We start from the raw sequence: 16,342 nt of genomic DNA, 5'->3' as shown, positions 1-16,342 counted from the left end.
CACCGCCATGGCGCCTACGCTGCCGGCCAGTTGTCCCGGTCGCTGAGCCGGATCCGCTGTGTCGCTGCTGCTTGCTCCGCTCGGCCTAGGACTTGCTGTGGCCTGGCTGGAGCTCCGCCATCGCCTCAGGCCCGCCTCACCGTTGCGGATGACCCCTCGCGACTGGCGGGTTGATGATCTGGGCGGGCGGCTCCGTATCGAGGGTGTGCTGGAGATCAGCAACCCTCACCCCCGCATGGAGATTTTTGTGCCGGAGCTGCGGGTCGAGCCCGTGCTGTTGGGGTCCTCTGATCCCGCCGGCCTGGAGGTGACAACGCGGATCATTGCCGACCATCCCGACGAGGAGACCCGCGCAGACGGCTACTGGGCGGCCTACATCGTCAAAGGACTCAAAACCACGCGTGCCCAGGTCTCGATCGAGATCACCGGCCCGACCCCATCGGCCCGGGTCGACAGCCTCTGGGTGGATGCCCATTGGGTGAATTACGGACCCTTCGGTCGCTTGCAGCGCCGTCAGGGCGTGCTGGTGCCCTTGAGCCGTCCTGAACCCCTGCAGCCCGATCAAGCCCACTTCCGCCAGGGGGAAGGCTGCCGCGTCTTGCCGCTGCGCACCCACCTGCTCGGTCCCCTGGATGACGCCATCGACGTCCTGAGCACCTACGCCGCTGATCTGGTGCAGCCCGGCGACATCCTCACCATCGGCGAGACCCCCGTGGCTGTGATCCAGGGTCGCTACCGCCATCCCAGTGAGGTGGAACCCGGCATGGTGGCGCGCCTGGCCTGCCGTGTGTTTCACCCCACCAGCAGCCTGGCCACGGCCTGCGGGATGCAGACCTTGATCGATCTGGTGGGGCCCACCCGGGTGCTGGCCGCCTGGCTGGGGGGTCTGCTGATGAAGCTGGTGGGCATCCCCGGTGGCTTCTATCGCCTCGCCGGTGACCAGGCTCGCTTGATCGACGACATCACCGGCACCACACCGCCCTATGACCAGACCATTGTTCTGGGGCCATCCCGGGCTGAGCAGTTTTGTCGTGATGCTTCTGCCGAACTCGGGGTCGACGTTGCCATCGTTGACGTCAACGACCTCGGCCGAGTGAAGGTGCTGGCCTCCAGCCCCGGCTGTGATGAGGGCTTGCTGGGCCGGGCCCTGCGTCCCAATCCCGCCGGCAATGCCAATGAGCGCACCCCCCTGGTGTTGGTGCGGCCAGGCCTGGAATGAGCGATACATTGTGAGCAGTTGGGGTTGGAGGGTGTCCGGTGACAGAACCCAAGACCAGCTCCATCCGCATTGAGCCCCTCAATCCGGCCCACCTGGCCCAGTGGGTTCAGGATGCGCCGATCGATCAGCTCTCACGGTTTCAGGGTTTTCTGATCGGTGAATGGCTCTCCAGAGTCGAGCAACGCTTTCCCGATCTGCTCCCCAGCCGCTCGCCCCGTTGCCTGATGGCCCTCGCGGGGGATCGCCCGGTGGCCAGTGTGGTGGCCCGGCCGTTCAACCGCCGCGGCAGCTGCTGGATCCTTCATTTGCCGGAGCTGCTGGGCCCGCTGGACGATTACAGCCATCGCACCATTCAGCAGTCCCTGCTCCAGCAGGCTCTGCAGTCCTGGACTGCTCAGATCTGCAGCTGGGTGATCCGCTGCCCGGCCACCGATGCCGATGCCATTGCCCTGTTGCGGGAGCTGGGCTTTCAACCGCTTCGTCCGTATCAGTGCTGGTGTCCACCAGGGGCTGGGGTTGATCCAAATGGAACCGATCAGTTGCCAGGGGGTCTGCGCTGGGCGGCCTTGAACCGCCGCACCGCGCAGTTGCTCTGGCCGATCGAGCAGGGCGGCAGCCACAGCCACCTGCGTCAGATCACCGACCGCCATTGGCTGGATCTGCTGGACCGCAACGGCCCCGGCTGCGGGGTGCTGATGGCTGGAGATGCTGTGTTGGCGGGCTGCATCCGCCTTCCCGATGCGGGAGAGGCAGGGTTCCTTGAACTGATGCGCGACGTCGCCTGGGATCCCCGGCTGGATCAGGCCCTTCCCCAGGTTTTGAACGGGATCGTTCAGCGCGGCCGCCCCCGCGGGCTGCTCACGGCCTTTGACGATGCCCCCCTCGGCCGGATCCTGGAGGCGGAGGGCTGGACCCGCGGCGACGAGCAGCTGCTGCTCGGACGCAGCATGTGGCGGCGTCAGTCACCCCAGCGCAACCTGCAGCTGACCCGATCGCTCGATCAGGTGCTGGGCCGATTGCGGCCTCAGGGCACACCCTTGCCCACACCAAGCCTGGGTGATCGGCACTGATGCGGCCGCGTCCCTGTTCGATCCTCAGCCTCGATGTGGGCCGGCGGCGCATCGGCCTGGCCGGCTGCGATGCCCTGGGCATCAGCGTCACGCCCCTCGCTGCCCTGCGTCGTGGTCGCTTTGATGCGGATCTTGTCGTTCTGCGGGCCCACTGCCGTGAACGGTCGGTGCAGGGGCTTGTGGTGGGTTTGCCTCTGGATGCCGCGGGCCAGCCCACGGCCCAGGCGGAGCATTGCCAGCGTTACGGCCTACGGCTGGCTGCCGCCCTCGATCTGCCCCTGGCCTGGGTGAATGAACACAGCAGCACTTGGGCGGCCGGTGAACAGTTCGGGCTGACGGGCGATCGCAGCGGACGTCTGGACAGTGCAGCGGCTGCCTTGCTGCTGGAGCAATGGCTGGCGGAGGGTCCGGAGCTCAAACCGGCCCAACAGAGTGCGTCAAGGTCGGGCGCCGGGGCGGGCGATGGTGGATCCTGAGCCCAGTCAGAGCCTCGTCGATGTCTGAGTCGGGCCCCGGTAAGAGCAGCGATCACCCCACCCTGCTGGTCCGCGACCGCGAGGGCCATGACCTGCTGTGCTTCCTCGAGCATCTGATCCCCATTGAGGGGCAGGACTACGCCCTGCTCTCGCCGGTCGACACACCGGTGTCGCTGTTTCGGCTCAATGACGATGCAGAGCCGGTGCCGATCACGGAAGTTGCCAGCAGCGAGCCGATTCTCTCGGTGGCTGATGTGGTGCTCCAGGAGCACGACCTGGTGCTGGTGCGATCGGCGATCACCCTCACCGTCAGTGGCGAACTGGAGGAGCCTGATCAGGACGAGCTCGACGAGCTGGAAGAGGACGACGACGTTGAAGAGGACGCCGAGACCTTTGAGCTGCTGGTGAGCTTCATGGTCGACGCGGAGGAATACGGCCTCTACATCCCCCTCGATCCCTTCCTGGTGTTGGTGCGGATGGTGGATGGCCAGGCGGTGCTGCTGAGCGACGATGAGCTCGACCGCGTTCAACCCCTGATTGAGGCGGAACTGGAGGAGCGTGAATGGCCGGATTGACGGCACAGCACTGGTTGACCCCCGATTGGGATCCCCACCTCACCATTGCCCAGCTTTCGCTGCCTCACCTCACGGCCCACGGCCTGAAGGCCGCCGTGATCGACGTTGACCGCACCCTTCTGCCCGGTCGTGACGTGACCCTGCCAGGGCCGGTGCGCGACTGGCTGGTGGATGCCGGCCGCCGCCTGCAGTTGCATCTGTTCAGCAACAACCCCTCCCGCGACCGGATTGCTGCCGTGGCTGATCAGCTGCAGGTCAGCTTCACCTTTGGTGCCGGCAAGCCCCGCCGTGGCGCCCTGCGCAGCGTGGTTCGCGATCTCGCGCTGCCTCCGGAGGCGATCGCGATGATCGGCGACCGCCTGTTCACGGATGTGCTCTGCGGCAACCGGATGGGGCTTTACACGGTGTTGGTTCGACCGGTTCGAGACGACGGCAAGCCCTGCCGCCATGACCGGGTGCAGCGGTTTGAACGCGCCATGGCCCGCGTGATGGGGGCGCCTTCAGCATGACCCTGTGGGTCGTGAAAATCGGCACCAGCCTGCTTCGGGGGGAGACCGCCAGCACGATTGATGGCTACGCCCGCTGCTTTGCAGGGGCCATGGCCCGCGGTGACCAGGTGGTGCTGGTCACCAGTGGTGCCGTTGGCCTGGGCTGCCAGAAGTTGGCCCTCACCAACCGACCCGACACGGTGGTGGCCCTGCAGGCGGCTGCGGCCATCGGCCAGGGCGCACTGATGGCGCTGTACGAACGGGCCATGGAACGCCATGGTCGTTCCGTGGCGCAGGTGCTGTTGACCCGCTCCGACTTGGCCGATCGGCGTCGGTATCAGAACGCTTCGGGCACTTTGCGGCAGCTGCTGAGCTGGGGGGTGCTGCCGGTGATCAACGAGAACGATGCCCTTTCGCCGGCGGAGTTGCGCTTCGGCGACAACGACACCCTCTCGGCGTTGGTGGCCGCCGCCGTTGAAGCCCAGCAACTGATTCTGCTCACGGATGTTGATCGCCTCTACTCCTCGGATCCGCGGGTTGATGCCAACGCCGAACCGATCTCGGATGTTCGCCACCCCCGGGAGCTGGACTCGTTGGAACAGGGGGCTGGCGACGGGGGGCGCTGGGGCACCGGGGGCATGACCACGAAGCTGGCAGCAGCCCGCATCGCCACCGCCAGTGGCATCACCGTGCAGCTCGCCGATGGCCGCGACCCCGCGCGTCTCGAGGCTTTGCTGTTGGGCGAACGGGGAGGAACGGTGTTCCATCCCCACCCCGAACCCCTGGGCAACCGACGCAGTTGGCTGGCCCACGTGCTTCGGCCTGAGGGTGAACTGCAGCTGGATGCGGGGGCCTGTGCTGCGCTGCAGCACCGTGGTGCGTCTCTGCTGCTGGTGGGTGTGACGGCGGTGCGGGGTGAGTTCGCCGCCAATCAACCCGTTCAGTTGCTGGACCCTGATGGAGAGGACCTGGGCCGTGGCCTCTGTTCGATGGACAGCGACCAGCTGCGGGCCGCGATGAATGACCCATCGCCTGGGGAGTCCTCCCCGGTGGTGGTGCATCGCGATGGTCTGGTGCTTCGCAGCCGTTAACCACGTCTACGATCCGCCGGACTGCCCTGGCCTCCATGCGTTTCAGCACCCTGATCAAGGTTCTGCAGACCGGTGATGCAGGCCTGCGTTGGAGCCAACCGGGCTTGGACCCATGGCTTGAGGGTGCCGCTTCACTCGATCAGGCCTCAGCCGCCCAGCTCAGCTTTCTGGAGAAGGGCAACGCCCTCACCGCGGCCTTGGGCGCCAGCGGCGTGGGTGCCCTGTTGCTGCCCGATCAACAGGATCTGATTGATCTGGCTTTGCAGCGTGGCATCGCCTTTGCGGTCTTCGCGGATCCGCGTCTGGCCTTTGCTGAAGCCCTCGATCAGTTGCATCCCCGCCGCCGGCCCTTGGCGGAGATTCACCCTTCGGCGGTGATCGATGAACGGGCTGTGGTGGGCCCCGGTACAGCGGTGGGCCCGCGGGTCTGCATCGGGGAGGGAAGCCGTCTTGGTGCCGACTGCATCGTTCACCCCGGGGTGGTGATCTACGACAACGTGGTGGTGGGTGATGGCTGCGAGCTGCACGCCAATGCCGTGCTCCACCCCGGCAGCCGTCTCGGGCGTGGCTGTGTGGTGAACTCCAATGCCGTTGTCGGCTCTGAGGGCTTTGGCTTCGTGCCGACGGCCAAAGGTTGGCGAAAAATGCCGCAGACCGGCCAGGTGGTTCTTGAAGACGGCGTTGAGGTGGGTAGCGGCACCACCATTGATCGCCCTTCCGTCGGGGAGACCCGCATTGGTGCCGGTACCAAGATCGACAACCTGGTGCAGATCGGCCATGGCGTCACCATCGGCCGTGGCTGTGCCTTCGCCTCCCAGGTGGGCATCGCCGGCGGCGCCCACATCGGCCAGGGGGTGATCCTGGCGGGCCAGGTGGGGGTCGCTAATCGTGTTGTCGTCGGCGATCGCGCCATCGCCAGCTCCAAGAGCGGCATTCACGCTGATGTGGACCCCGGAGCGGTGGTGAGTGGTTTTCCCGCGATTCCGAATCGCCTCTGGCTGCGATGCGCCACCACCTTCAGCAAGCTGCCGGAGATGGCCAAGACCCTGCGGGAGCTCAAGCGGGACACCCCTCAGTAACCTCAGCGGTCGACCTGCCGCACCGCACCGTCATGGCTCAGCACCGCGTTGTTCTCCTGCCCGGTGATGGCATCGGCCCCGAGATCACCGCTGTCGCCCGTCAGCTGCTGGAGGTGGTGAGCCAGCGCCATGGCTTTTCGTTGAGCTTTGAGGAGCAGCCGATCGGTGGCAGCGCCATCGATGCCACCGGTGAGCCGTTGCCCGCCAGCACCCTCGAAGCCTGCAAGGCAGCCGATGCGGTGTTGCTCGCTGCCATCGGCAGCCCCCGTTTCGATAGCCTCCCCCGCGAGAAACGCCCGGAAACCGGCCTGCTCGGCCTGCGTGCCGGCATGGAGCTGTTCGCCAATCTGCGGCCGGTGAAGATTGTTCCGGCCCTTATCGATGCCAGCAGCCTCAAGCGTGAGGTGATCGAGGGGGTGGACCTGATGGTGGTGCGGGAACTCACCGGGGGGATCTACTTCGGTCAGCCCAAGGGACGCATTGAGACCGAGGGGGACGAGCGCGGCTTCAACACCATGACCTACTCCGCCTCGGAGGTGGATCGGATCGCGAAGGTGGCCTTTGAGATCGCCCAGGAGAGGCGGGGCCGGCTCTGCTCGGTGGACAAGGCGAATGTGCTCGATGTGAGCCAGCTCTGGCGGGACCGCGTGGATGCCATGGCGCCCAGCTATGGCGCTGTGGAGGTGAGCCACATGTATGTGGACAACGCGGCGATGCAGCTGGTGCGTGATCCCCGCCAGTTCGATGTGCTGCTCACCGGCAACCTCTTCGGCGACATCCTCAGCGATGAGGCGGCGATGCTCACGGGCTCCATCGGCATGCTGCCCTCCGCCTCCCTCGGCAGTGAGGGCCCTGGTTTGTTTGAGCCTGTGCACGGTTCAGCTCCCGATATCGCCGGTCAGGACAAGGCCAATCCCATGGCCATGGTGCTGTCGGCCGCAATGATGCTGCGCATCGGCCTCAAACAGGCCGCGGCTGCCGATGATCTTGAGGCCGCTGTGGATGCCGTTCTGGCCGGTGGGTTCCGCACGGGTGATCTGATGGCAGAAGGCTGCACCCAGCTGGGTTGTCGCGCCATGGGTGAGCAATTGCTCAAAGCTCTTTAAGCCAGAGATTGGTGCAATCGGGCCCTGATCTGGCAAGATCGCCGGGCCCGTAGTCCCTGCGTCGATGTCGAAGCGTCATCCGGTTGTCGCTGTTACCGGTTCTTCCGGAGCTGGAACCAGCACCGTCAAGCGCGCGTTCGAGCACATCTTTGCGAGGGAAGGCATTACCCCTGCAGTGGTGGAAGGCGACAGCTACCACCGCTACGAGCGGATGCCCATGAAACAGGCCATGGCGGATGCCCTGGCCAAGGGTGAGAACTTCTCCCACTTCGGCCCTGAGGCCAACCTCTTCGACAAGCTCGAGGAACTGTTCCGCGCCTATGGCGAAACCGGTGCTGGTCAGAAGCGCTACTACCTCCACAGCGTTGAAGAAGCGGCAGAACACAACGCTCGTCTTGGCGTCAACCTCGAGCCGGGTCAGTTCACGCCTTGGGAAGACATTCCTTCAGGCACTGATGTGCTGTTCTACGAAGGCCTCCACGGCGGTGTGAAGGGCGAGGGCTACGACGTGGCCGCCCTGGCCGACCTCCTGGTGGGTGTGGTGCCGATCACCAACCTTGAGTGGATTCAGAAGATCCACCGCGACAACGCTGAGCGTGGTTATTCCGCTGAAGCGATCGTTGACACGATCCTGCGCCGGATGCCTGATTACATCAATCACATCTGCCCCCAGTTCAGCCAGACCGACATCAACTTCCAGCGTGTTCCCACCGTGGACACCTCCAACCCCTTCATCTGCCGGAACATCCCGACCCCGGATGAAAGCTTCGTGATCATCCACTTCCGCAAGGGTGCTCGTGAGAAGTGGGGGATCGACTTCGGCTACCTGCTGAACATGATCCACGATTCCTTCATGTCCAGCCCCACCAGCATCGTGGTGAACGGCGGCAAGATGGGCTTCGCCATGGAACTGATCCTCACTCCGATCATTCACCGCATGATCGAAGAGAAGAACAAGCTCAGCTGATCGCTTCTCCTACCAAAAATCGTCTCTACAATGGGCCCATCTGAGTGATCAGGTGGGCTCTATTTCTTTGTCAACGCCCTCCTTTGAAATTCGCGGAGCCTCGGGGGCGCCCTCGACGCCCCGCTGGGACCGCATTGACAGCCGCTTGCTGATCGCCCAGGCCCGTCGCATTTATTTCGCCTATCTCTCCAGCACCCCTGCGGGGCAGGAGCCTCTCGGTGTGGTGGTGGATCCGCGGGAACCCGATGGTCGCGTGGTCTTCGAGACCCCTGTTCTTCTGCCGGACGAAGAGTTCATTGCCATCGATCTGATCCGGGGGCGCACGAGCCGTGGTCGGACCCGATGGAAGGGTTGATCCTGGCTTGGACCGGCCTGCTGGGCGCCTGCGTCGGCAGCTTCACCAACGTGGTGGCCTGGCGCTTGCCCCGCCAGGAATCGGTGGTCTTTCCCGGCAGCCACTGCCCCAGATGCGGCCATGCCATCCGCTGGCATGACAATCTCCCGGTGTTGGGTTGGCTGCTGCTGAGGGGGCGCTGCCGCGACTGTGATGCAGCGATCAGCTGGCGTTACCCCGCCGTGGAGGCCCTGAGTGCCGGCCTCTGGATCTCAGCGCTGTTGGTGTGGCCTGGTGCTGGTGGGGGGCTGCCTGATCTCTGGCTCCCCTGGGCTGGTCTCCCCCTGATCGCGCTGCTGTTGCCGCTGGTGTTGATCGATCTGGATCACCTTTGGTTGCCGGAGCCCCTGTGCCGCTGGGGAGTGTTGCTGGGCCTGCTCGTCAGCACCGCTGCTGGCATTCCTGTTCTGGCCAGCCATTTGATCGCCGCGGTACTGGCTCTGCTGCTGTTGGAAGGTCTCAGTGCCCTGGCCGAACGGTTGTTGGGACAGCCTGCGCTGGGCCTTGGCGATGCCAAGTTGGCGGCGCTGGGTGGGGCATGGCTGGGCCCCGGGGGCATCGCAGCGGCGATGGCCCTTGCGGTTGTCTCGGGAGCCTTGGTCGGAAGCGCCGCTCGCCTCAGTGGCCGGTTGGGCCCCAGGGAACCATTCCCCTTCGGTCCCTTCATTGCCCTGGGGATTTGGCTGGTCTGGTTGACCGGTCCGCAGTGGTGGTGGAGCACCTGGTTGATGCTCTTGGGCGCTTGATTCCCCAGCGTGTATTCCCAGTCCGGCTTTTAATGGTGTGAGCTGACAGCCCTGAGTGTCTCTGTTCGATTGGTTTGCTGATCGCCGCAAGGGTCAGTACGTCGCCAACGTCAAGCAGGAACCCGATGAAGGCGATGGGCTGTGGAGCAAATGCCCGGAGTGTGGTCAGGTTGTTTATCTCAAAGACCTGAAACTCAACGCCAGTGTTTGCGCCAACTGCGGCCATCACCACCGGATCGACAGTGCTGAGCGCATCGCACTGATTGCGGACCCCGACAGCTTCCAGGTGCTGAATGCGGATCTGTCACCGGTGGACCCCCTCGGATTCAAAGACCGGCGCGCCTACGCCGACCGGCTGCGGGAAAGTCAGGCCTCGACGGGGCTGCGGGATGGTGTTGTCACCGGGCTATGCCGGGTGGAGGGCATCCCCATGGGCCTGGCAGCCATGGACTTCCGCTTCATGGGGGGATCGATGGGCTCGGTGGTCGGGGAGAAAATCACCCGTCTGATCGAGGAGTCCACCGCCCGCAAGCTGCCGCTGCTGATCGTTTGTGCCTCCGGCGGTGCCCGGATGCAGGAGGGGATGCTTAGCCTGATGCAGATGGCGAAGATCTCCGGAGCGCTGGAACGCCACCGCGAAGCCGAGCTGCTCTACATGCCCTTGCTCACCCACCCCACCACGGGGGGTGTGACCGCCAGTTTCGCCATGCTTGGCGATCTGATCCTGGCGGAACCGAAGGCGTTGATTGGTTTCGCTGGGCGCCGGGTGATCGAACAGACCCTGCGGGAGAAGCTGCCCGACAATTTCCAGACGGCTGAATATCTGCAGGAGCACGGCTTCGTGGACACGATCGTTCCACGCACCCAGCTGCGCTCCACCCTGGCCAATCTTCTGCGCCTGCATGGCTGCAAACCGATGGAGCTCACCAGCGCATGATCCGAGCTGGTTGCGTGCTGATCCTGGCCTTGGTCTGCTGGGTCGCTCCCGTGCTGGCGGGCCCCGTGGAATGGATTGAGGTGCCTGCCACCGAGGCGGGCCAGCAGTGGTGGGATCGCGGCAGTGTGCGCATCGATCGGGATGGATACCGAACCGTGCTCAGCCGCTTCACCCCAGCGGCCACTGAAGATGGAGATCAGCCCTCCGGCGAGCTCTACGTGATGCAGTTGGACTGCTCCCAGGAGCTGTATCGCGACAAACAGGTGAATGGTTTGCCGCGTTTTCGTGCCCAATGGCAGCCTGCCGGCGATGACGGGCTGATCACCTCAGTGATTGAGGCTGTCTGCACCGAACCCCTCTCCAGCTGAGATGTCCCCACAACCCCTTGGTGTTGCCGTCGCCGGTCTCGGCTTCGGGGAGAAGGTGCACCTGCCGGCCCTTGCGGCAGTCACTGATCTCGAGGCAGTGGCGCTTTGGCACCCGCGCCAGGAGCGCTTGGATGCCGCCACGGCCGCCCATCGCTTGAAGGGATTCAGCGACTGGGATGCTCTGCTGGCCGATCCCGCGGTGGAAGCCGTGATCATCGCCACCCCACCGGCACCCCGCTTCGACCTGGCCCGTCGGGCCCTGGAGGCGGGCAAGCACCTGCTGCTGGAGAAGCCCATCGCGTTGCATGCCGATCAAGCCCGGCAGCTGCAGCGGCTGGCCCTGGCACGGGGGCTGTCGGTGGCTGTGGACTACGAATACCGCGCTGTTCCCCTGTTCATGCAGGCCGCACGCCTTCTGCAGGCCGGTGCCGTCGGCACGCCCTGGCTGGTGAAGCTCGACTGGTTGATGGGCAGCCGTGCCGATCCCCAGCGTGGCTGGAACTGGTATGCCCAGGCGGATCAGGGTGGCGGTGTGATCGGAGCGCTCGGAACCCATGCCATGGACATGCTGGCCTGGCTGATCGGTCCCCTGGGGACCGTCCAGGCCCTGAACAGCGTTTCGATCAAGCAACGCCCTCATCCCGATGGTGGTCTGGCCGCCGTGGATGCTTCTGATGTGTCGCTGCTGCAGACCGTGGCCCATTGGCAGGGAAGGCAGGACCTGCCGGTGCCGGCGCAGGTCAGCCTCAGTTCCGTGTCGCGCAACGGTCGCGGGTTCTGCCTGGATGTGGTGGGGTCGTTGGGGTCGCTGCTGCTCAGCAGCACCAACCAGAAGGACTACGTCCATGGCTTTGAGCTGCAGCACGCCCCGCTCGGTGAGCCCTTCCGCGCCGTGGAAGCCGATGCCGACTTCGCCTTTCCGGAAACCTGGGCGGATGGCCGCATCGCCCCTGTGGCCAGGGTGCTGGGCTGGTGGGCCGAGAGCATTCGCTGTGGGCAACCGATGCTGCCTGGACTGGCCGAGGGCGTGGCCAGTCGTGTGGCCTGCGATCAAGCAGCAGGAGGCACATTGGATCTTGCGTAACACGCGGTAAAATTGCCGGCGATTCGTCTTTGACGACCCCAACCCTCCGAGGATTTATCCATGGCGCTTGTTCCGCTTCGGCTCCTGCTCGACCACGCCGCTGAGAACGGCTACGGCATTCCTGCGTTCAACGTGAACAATCTGGAGCAGGTCCAGGCCATCATGGAAGCGGCTGACGAGACCGACAGCCCTGTGATCCTCCAGGCCTCCCGCGGCGCCCGCAGCTACGCCGGTGAGATCTTCCTGCGTCACCTGATCCTGGCCGCAACCGAGACCTATCCCCACATCCCCGTGGTGATGCACCAGGACCACGGCAACGCCCCTGACACCTGCTACTCCGCTGCCATCAACGGCTTCACCTCCGTGATGATGGACGGTTCCCTGGAAGCCGACGCCAAGACTCCCGCCAGCTACGACTACAACGTCAACGTCACCAAGCAGGTGGTGGACTTCGCCCACTCCGTGGGTGTGAGCGTTGAGGGTGAGCTGGGTTGCCTGGGCTCCCTGGAAACCGGCAAGGGTGAAGCCGAAGACGGCCACGGTTTCGAGGGCGAGCTGTCCAAGGACATGCTGCTCACCGATCCCGCTGAGGCTGCCGACTTCGTCGCCAAGACCAAGTGCGACGCCCTGGCCATCGCCATCGGCACCAGCCACGGCGCTTACAAGTTCACCCGCAAGCCCACGGGTGAAGTGCTGGCCATCAGCCGCATCGCTGAGATCCACAAAGCCATCCCCAACACCCACCTGGTGATGCATGGCTCCTCCTCCGTTCCCCAGGAATGGCTGGAGATGATCAACAAGCACGGTGGTGCCATCCCCGAGACCTACGGCGTTCCCGTCGAGGAAATCCAGGAAGGCATCCGCAACGGTGTGCGCAAGGTGAACATCGACACCGACAACCGTCTCGCCTTCACCGCTGCTGTTCGTGAAGCGGCCATGGCCGATCCTTCCAACTTCGACCCCCGCCACTTCAACAAGCCTGCTCGCAAGTACATGAAGCAGGTCTGCCTGGACCGTTACCAGCAGTTCTGGGCTGCCGGCAACGCCAGCAAGATCCAGCAGCAGAGCATCACCTACTACGCCGGCCTCTACGCCAAGGGTGCTCTTGATCCCAAGGCTGCCGTCGCTGCCTGATCATCACGATCAATTGATCCATCCACGGGGGGCCGAAAGGCCCCCCTTTTTTGTGGCTCTGAATCCGGCCGCTGAACCTGGCTTGTTCAGGGGATGTTGACCTTCAGTTCCATCCGATTGTTTTGGCGTCGGTTCTGCGGTTCGATGACCAGCTCCTGGGGATCGGCGATCACGGCGATGGTGTGCTGCCCTGGAGGGAGCGGCCAGGCAAGGTTGTAGCTCTCGCTTGCTCCCGCACTCATCCAGGGGATCTGCAGGTAGCGGTGATCGCTGAAGCGATCGTCGACGACCACAGCCACCCCCACATCACTCACATCAAGGGCACCGGCATTGCTGACGCTGAAGTGGATTTTCGCATCCCTATAGGTGAGCGTTTGGATGGCGAGATCACTGCAGAGCGACTCGATTGTCTGCAGTGGGTAGAGCGCCAGCTGTTCGATGCTTCCAAGGCGGGTGTTGGGGTGATCGTGGAGAACATGCCCCCCATAGGCCAGGTCGGTGCTGCAGCCGTGCAGATGCAGATGATCGCCGGCTTTGGGCACGGTGACGCGCCCCCGTTCCGGCTCACGGTCGAAGAAACCACAGCAATCCCATTGCATCGATCTGCCGAGATAATGGATGGGCCCCTCGGGTTGCTCAGGCGAGAGCGGCGCCAGACGGTAGTGCTGGAGCATGTCGTAGATGCTCATCTCAGCTTGGCTCCCGTCGTTTGAATCACTCGAAAACTCTTGGTTGCGGCGTTGTTGCCCCATGCAGAGTTTCGAAGCGACGGTGATCACCAGCTCGTCCCATTGGGCCAGCAGGCGGATGCCGTAAATGGGTGCATCTTCCAGGGCCCCGCGCTGGCGTTCCTGTTCGATCGCTTTGCTGATCACCTCTTGGATCGGCCGATGCTTCATCTGTTGAAGCGGGCCCAGCTCCACAGGGTGACGAAGGGCCGTGACATTCCCGGTGAAGCAGACGTAAGGAAAATGACCGCTGCCATCGCCCGGTTGCAGCCGGACGATGCTGCCGTTGTGGGCGATGCATCGCCAGATGTCCGAGTTACCGGAAGCGTTGCGAAGAAAACTGAGTTCCCCGTTCTCCAAACTTGAGGTGGTGCCAAGCCCCAGCACGTCGCCTTTCAGAGGAATCCGTTCCAGCGGCAGATGCTCGCGGATGTCCCCCTGGATCAGATCGGACACTGTGTTCGCGATGGTGAGGTCGGCCATGGGGGTGAGGCTGCACTACTCCATCGCTAGCCGCAAAGGCCCAGACGCACCACGGTTTCAGCCTGCGATCAGGCCATCAGGCTGAGCAGGCCGTGCTTGCCGTCCAGCTGTGCCTGCGCTCCCAGGGGCAAGGCCTGGTTGGGCCGTCCATGGCCCAGCGGCAGATTCAGCACCAGCGGAATGCCCAGATCGCCCAGGCGTTCCTCCAGGATCTCGTCCATCGTGAAATCGCCGGGAAGGATGTCGTCTTCAGCCCAGCTGAAGCGGCCGCAGGCCACCCCCGCCAACTGCTGCAACAGGCCTGCGCTGCGCCATTGGGTCAGCATCCGATCAACCCGGTAGGGCGCTTCGCCCACATCTTCCAGCACCAGGATGGCCCCCTTCAGGGAGGGAAGCCAGGGCGTGCCGATCAGGTGGGTCGCCACGGTCAGGTTGGTGACCACCAAGGGTCCGCGCGCGATCCCCCGCCGTCGTGGCTCGCCCAGCAGGGGCGCCACCGGACGGCCACAGAGCAAGTCCACCGTGCGTTGCCATTGCGCCTCTGTGCCGCCGCTGGATCCATGGATGGCCCCCGGCAGGCCAGCGGCCCACTGGGCCAGCAGCAGGGAGCTGGTGTCGGAGAACCCCAGGCTCCATTTGGGATGGCGCGGAAAACGAAAACCGGCTTCGAGCACGCGGGCGGCCCCCCAGCCCCCGCCAAGGGTCAACACGGCATCCACCGTTGGATCGTTCCAGGCTGACCTCAGATCTTCAACCCGTTCCTGGTCGGTTCCTGAGAAATAGCGCCATTGACGGGTGACGGCTGCGGGAATCTCCAGATGCCACTGCTGTTGATCACAGCGTTCGCGCAAAGCTTGGAGATCCGTGTCCGGATCCATCCAGGTGCCGGGGTTCACGGCGCGGATGCGTGATCCAGGTTTCAAGGGTTTCAGCCTGCGCTGGGCCGCCATGGCCCTGGGGGAGAGCAGAGCCGTGATGATCGTGGATGCCCCTGAGATCAGCAGCGTCCGGCGGGTTGGCATCAGCCCAGCAGGGCCTCCAGCATGCGCCGGCCGTCGGTTCCTCCCGTGGCCGGATCACAGGCCCGCTCGGGGTGGGGCATCAGGCCCAGAACGCTGCCGCTGGCATTGGTGATGCCTGCGATGTCGGACACCGACCCGTTGGGGTTGTTGCCGTAGCTCAGGGCAATGGCGTCGTCGTCCTGCAGCTGTTTGAGCGTGTCATCGCTGCACTGGTAGCGGCCTTCACCGTGGGCGATCGGCAGGGTCAGGGCCCCGTTGTTGTACCCCTGCATCCAGGCCGTGCGCTGGCTCACCACCTTGAGGGGTGCGTCTTCACAGATGAAGTGCAGATCCTGGTTCCGGGTGAGGGCACCGGGGAGCAGGCCCAGTTCCGTGAGCACCTGAAACCCGTTGCAGATGCCGAGCACGCGACCGCCCTTGGCGGCAAAGTCGATCAAGGACTGCAGGGCTGGTGCGAAGCGGGCAATGGCGCCGCAACGCAGGTAGTCGCCATAGCTGAAACCGCCCGGCAGAACGATGGCATCAAAGCCGTTGAGGTCGGTTTCCTCATGCCAGACCCGACGCGTGCTCATTCCAAGGCAACCCTCGGTCGCCCATTGCACATCCCGGTCGCAGTTGGAGCCGGGAAAAACGATGACCCCGATGCTCATGACTGCTCCAGCTCCAGGCTCCAGTCTTCGATCACCGGGTTGGCCAGCAAGCGATCACTGAGCAGTTCCAACCTACGGCGGGCCTCGGCCTCATCAGGAGCCTCAATCTCCATTTCAACGGCTTTACCGATCCGCAGCTTGCTGAGGCCTTCCACCCCAAGTCGTTCAGCGGCACCACGCGCGGCTTCTCCGGCTGGATCGAGTACGGAGGGGCGCAGACGCACGAGGACGCGGGCTTGAAAACGCGGCACGATCAGCAACTGGTCTGATCAAATCCTGACAGACACCAAACCCTGAAGAGATCCGGTGCGCCTCAACGGCGTGACCATCGCCTGGCCCCATGGTGAAAAGGAGGCCTTTCGCCAGCGTGCTGCCGAGTCAGTGTCTGTGTTTCGCATTCAGCTCTGGACCGCGGCTCTGCTGCTGATGGGCAGCTCTGCAGTTGGAAGCTCAGCAGCAGCGGCTTCGATGCGTTGCCGGATCGCACAGCAGGCCTGGAGTCCCTGTCGGATGGTGGCCTCCAGTCCTGGAGAGCGCTGGGTGTTGACCTGGAATCAGCAGCGCGTCGAATTTGTCCATGACGGCAGCGGCCAGATGATGATGCGGGTTGCTGAGGGCGAGGACTGGCGGGAGGTGCAACCCTTCTGGACGGCGGACCACAGCCTCTGCTGGGGTTCTGTCTGTGCCACGGGTGATGTTCCGTTGGAGTGAAACCGGGGTGATAG

20 protein-coding genes are annotated in these 16,342 nt (G+C 64.4%); 16 read left to right on the top strand and 4 right to left on the bottom strand.

Annotation, left to right across the window (positions count from 1 at the left end):
* Positions 1 to 58 precede the first annotated feature (58 nt).
* The 15 genes from SynA1544_RS09695 to fba all read left to right on the top strand — a co-directional run bounded on the left by SynA1544_RS09695 (position 59) and on the right by fba (position 12,734).
* Positions 59 to 1,219 carry a F420-0:Gamma-glutamyl ligase gene (locus tag SynA1544_RS09695; RefSeq protein WP_186513257.1) on the top strand — a complete coding sequence of 387 codons (1,161 nt, stop codon included), beginning with the start codon at positions 59 to 61 and terminating at the stop codon, positions 1,217 to 1,219.
* 38 nt (positions 1,220 to 1,257) lie between these two features.
* Positions 1,258 to 2,289 (top strand): hypothetical protein, encoded by a 1,032-nt coding sequence (locus SynA1544_RS09690; RefSeq protein ID WP_186513255.1) that lies wholly within the window; start codon positions 1,258 to 1,260, stop codon positions 2,287 to 2,289.
* Positions 2,289 to 2,765 (top strand): Holliday junction resolvase RuvX, encoded by a 477-nt coding sequence (gene ruvX, locus SynA1544_RS09685; RefSeq protein ID WP_115132089.1) that lies wholly within the window; start codon positions 2,289 to 2,291, stop codon positions 2,763 to 2,765. The genes SynA1544_RS09690 and ruvX overlap by 1 nt, the downstream gene beginning before the upstream one ends.
* Positions 2,766 to 2,785: 20 nt before the next feature.
* On the top strand, positions 2,786 to 3,340 hold the full coding sequence (locus tag SynA1544_RS09680) for a DUF3727 domain-containing protein (protein WP_186513254.1): 555 nt from the start codon (positions 2,786 to 2,788) through the stop codon (positions 3,338 to 3,340).
* Positions 3,328 to 3,849 (top strand): YqeG family HAD IIIA-type phosphatase, encoded by a 522-nt coding sequence (locus SynA1544_RS09675; RefSeq protein WP_115081822.1) that lies wholly within the window; start codon positions 3,328 to 3,330, stop codon positions 3,847 to 3,849. The genes SynA1544_RS09680 and SynA1544_RS09675 overlap by 13 nt, the downstream gene beginning before the upstream one ends.
* Complete coding sequence (proB, locus tag SynA1544_RS09670) at positions 3,846 to 4,919, top strand: glutamate 5-kinase (protein ID WP_186513253.1); 1,074 nt, start codon at positions 3,846 to 3,848, stop codon at positions 4,917 to 4,919. Before SynA1544_RS09675 ends, proB begins: the two co-directional genes overlap by 4 nt.
* Positions 4,920 to 4,954: 35 nt before the next feature.
* A complete protein-coding gene (gene lpxD, locus SynA1544_RS09665) occupies positions 4,955 to 5,998 on the top strand; it encodes a UDP-3-O-(3-hydroxymyristoyl)glucosamine N-acyltransferase (RefSeq protein WP_186513252.1) in 1,044 nt (347 codons plus the stop codon).
* Between the two features lie 32 nt (positions 5,999 to 6,030).
* On the top strand, positions 6,031 to 7,104 hold the full coding sequence (gene leuB, locus SynA1544_RS09660) for a 3-isopropylmalate dehydrogenase (RefSeq protein ID WP_186513250.1): 1,074 nt from the start codon (positions 6,031 to 6,033) through the stop codon (positions 7,102 to 7,104).
* Positions 7,105 to 7,168: 64 nt separating this feature from the next.
* Positions 7,169 to 8,071, top strand: a complete 903-nt coding sequence (locus SynA1544_RS09655; protein ID WP_186513249.1) for a phosphoribulokinase — start codon at positions 7,169 to 7,171, stop codon at positions 8,069 to 8,071.
* 67 nt (positions 8,072 to 8,138) lie between these two features.
* Complete coding sequence (locus SynA1544_RS09650) at positions 8,139 to 8,426, top strand: hypothetical protein (protein WP_186513248.1); 288 nt, start codon at positions 8,139 to 8,141, stop codon at positions 8,424 to 8,426.
* Positions 8,414 to 9,211, top strand: coding sequence for an A24 family peptidase (locus SynA1544_RS09645; RefSeq protein WP_186513247.1), 798 nt, complete (start codon positions 8,414 to 8,416; stop codon positions 9,209 to 9,211). The genes SynA1544_RS09650 and SynA1544_RS09645 overlap by 13 nt, the downstream gene beginning before the upstream one ends.
* Before the next feature lie 55 nt (positions 9,212 to 9,266).
* Entirely contained in the window at positions 9,267 to 10,148 is an 882-nt protein-coding gene (gene accD / locus SynA1544_RS09640) for an acetyl-CoA carboxylase, carboxyltransferase subunit beta (protein WP_115081815.1), read from the top strand.
* Positions 10,145 to 10,516, top strand: coding sequence for a hypothetical protein (locus SynA1544_RS09635; RefSeq protein ID WP_186513246.1), 372 nt, complete (start codon positions 10,145 to 10,147; stop codon positions 10,514 to 10,516). Before accD ends, SynA1544_RS09635 begins: the two co-directional genes overlap by 4 nt.
* Before the next feature lies 1 nt (position 10,517).
* Entirely contained in the window at positions 10,518 to 11,600 is a 1,083-nt protein-coding gene (locus SynA1544_RS09630; RefSeq protein WP_186513245.1) for a Gfo/Idh/MocA family protein, read from the top strand.
* Positions 11,601 to 11,660: 60 nt separating this feature from the next.
* Positions 11,661 to 12,734 carry a class II fructose-bisphosphate aldolase gene (gene fba, locus SynA1544_RS09625; RefSeq protein ID WP_114987921.1) on the top strand — a complete coding sequence of 358 codons (1,074 nt, stop codon included), beginning with the start codon at positions 11,661 to 11,663 and terminating at the stop codon, positions 12,732 to 12,734.
* 86 nt (positions 12,735 to 12,820) lie between these two features.
* Here fba and SynA1544_RS09620 read toward each other — a convergent pair whose 3' ends face one another.
* The 4 genes from SynA1544_RS09620 to purS all read right to left on the bottom strand — a co-directional run bounded on the left by SynA1544_RS09620 (position 12,821) and on the right by purS (position 15,868).
* Positions 12,821 to 13,945, bottom strand: a complete 1,125-nt coding sequence (locus SynA1544_RS09620) for a CARDB domain-containing protein (protein WP_186513244.1) — start codon at positions 13,943 to 13,945, stop codon at positions 12,821 to 12,823.
* A 68-nt stretch (positions 13,946 to 14,013) separates the two neighbouring features.
* Positions 14,014 to 14,967 (bottom strand): LD-carboxypeptidase, encoded by a 954-nt coding sequence (locus tag SynA1544_RS09615; RefSeq protein ID WP_186513242.1) that lies wholly within the window; start codon positions 14,965 to 14,967, stop codon positions 14,014 to 14,016.
* On the bottom strand, positions 14,967 to 15,617 hold the full coding sequence (gene purQ / locus SynA1544_RS09610; RefSeq protein ID WP_186513240.1) for a phosphoribosylformylglycinamidine synthase subunit PurQ: 651 nt from the start codon (positions 15,615 to 15,617) through the stop codon (positions 14,967 to 14,969). Before purQ ends, SynA1544_RS09615 begins: the two co-directional genes overlap by 1 nt.
* Positions 15,614 to 15,868: a phosphoribosylformylglycinamidine synthase subunit PurS gene (purS, locus tag SynA1544_RS09605; protein WP_186510186.1), complete on the bottom strand. Its 255-nt coding sequence runs from the start codon at positions 15,866 to 15,868 to the stop codon at positions 15,614 to 15,616. The genes purQ and purS overlap by 4 nt, the downstream gene beginning before the upstream one ends.
* A gap of 55 nt (positions 15,869 to 15,923) precedes the next feature.
* On the opposite strand from purS, the gene SynA1544_RS09600 reads away from it, so the two are divergent.
* Positions 15,924 to 16,328: a hypothetical protein gene (locus tag SynA1544_RS09600; protein WP_186513238.1), complete on the top strand. Its 405-nt coding sequence runs from the start codon at positions 15,924 to 15,926 to the stop codon at positions 16,326 to 16,328.
* The last annotated feature ends 14 nt before the right edge of the window (positions 16,329 to 16,342 follow it).

It is taken from the genome of Synechococcus sp. A15-44, from assembly GCF_014280115.1.
Taxonomy (GTDB): Bacteria; Cyanobacteriota; Cyanobacteriia; order PCC-6307; family Cyanobiaceae; genus Parasynechococcus.
This window is presented reverse-complemented; position numbering and strand designations above follow the sequence as displayed.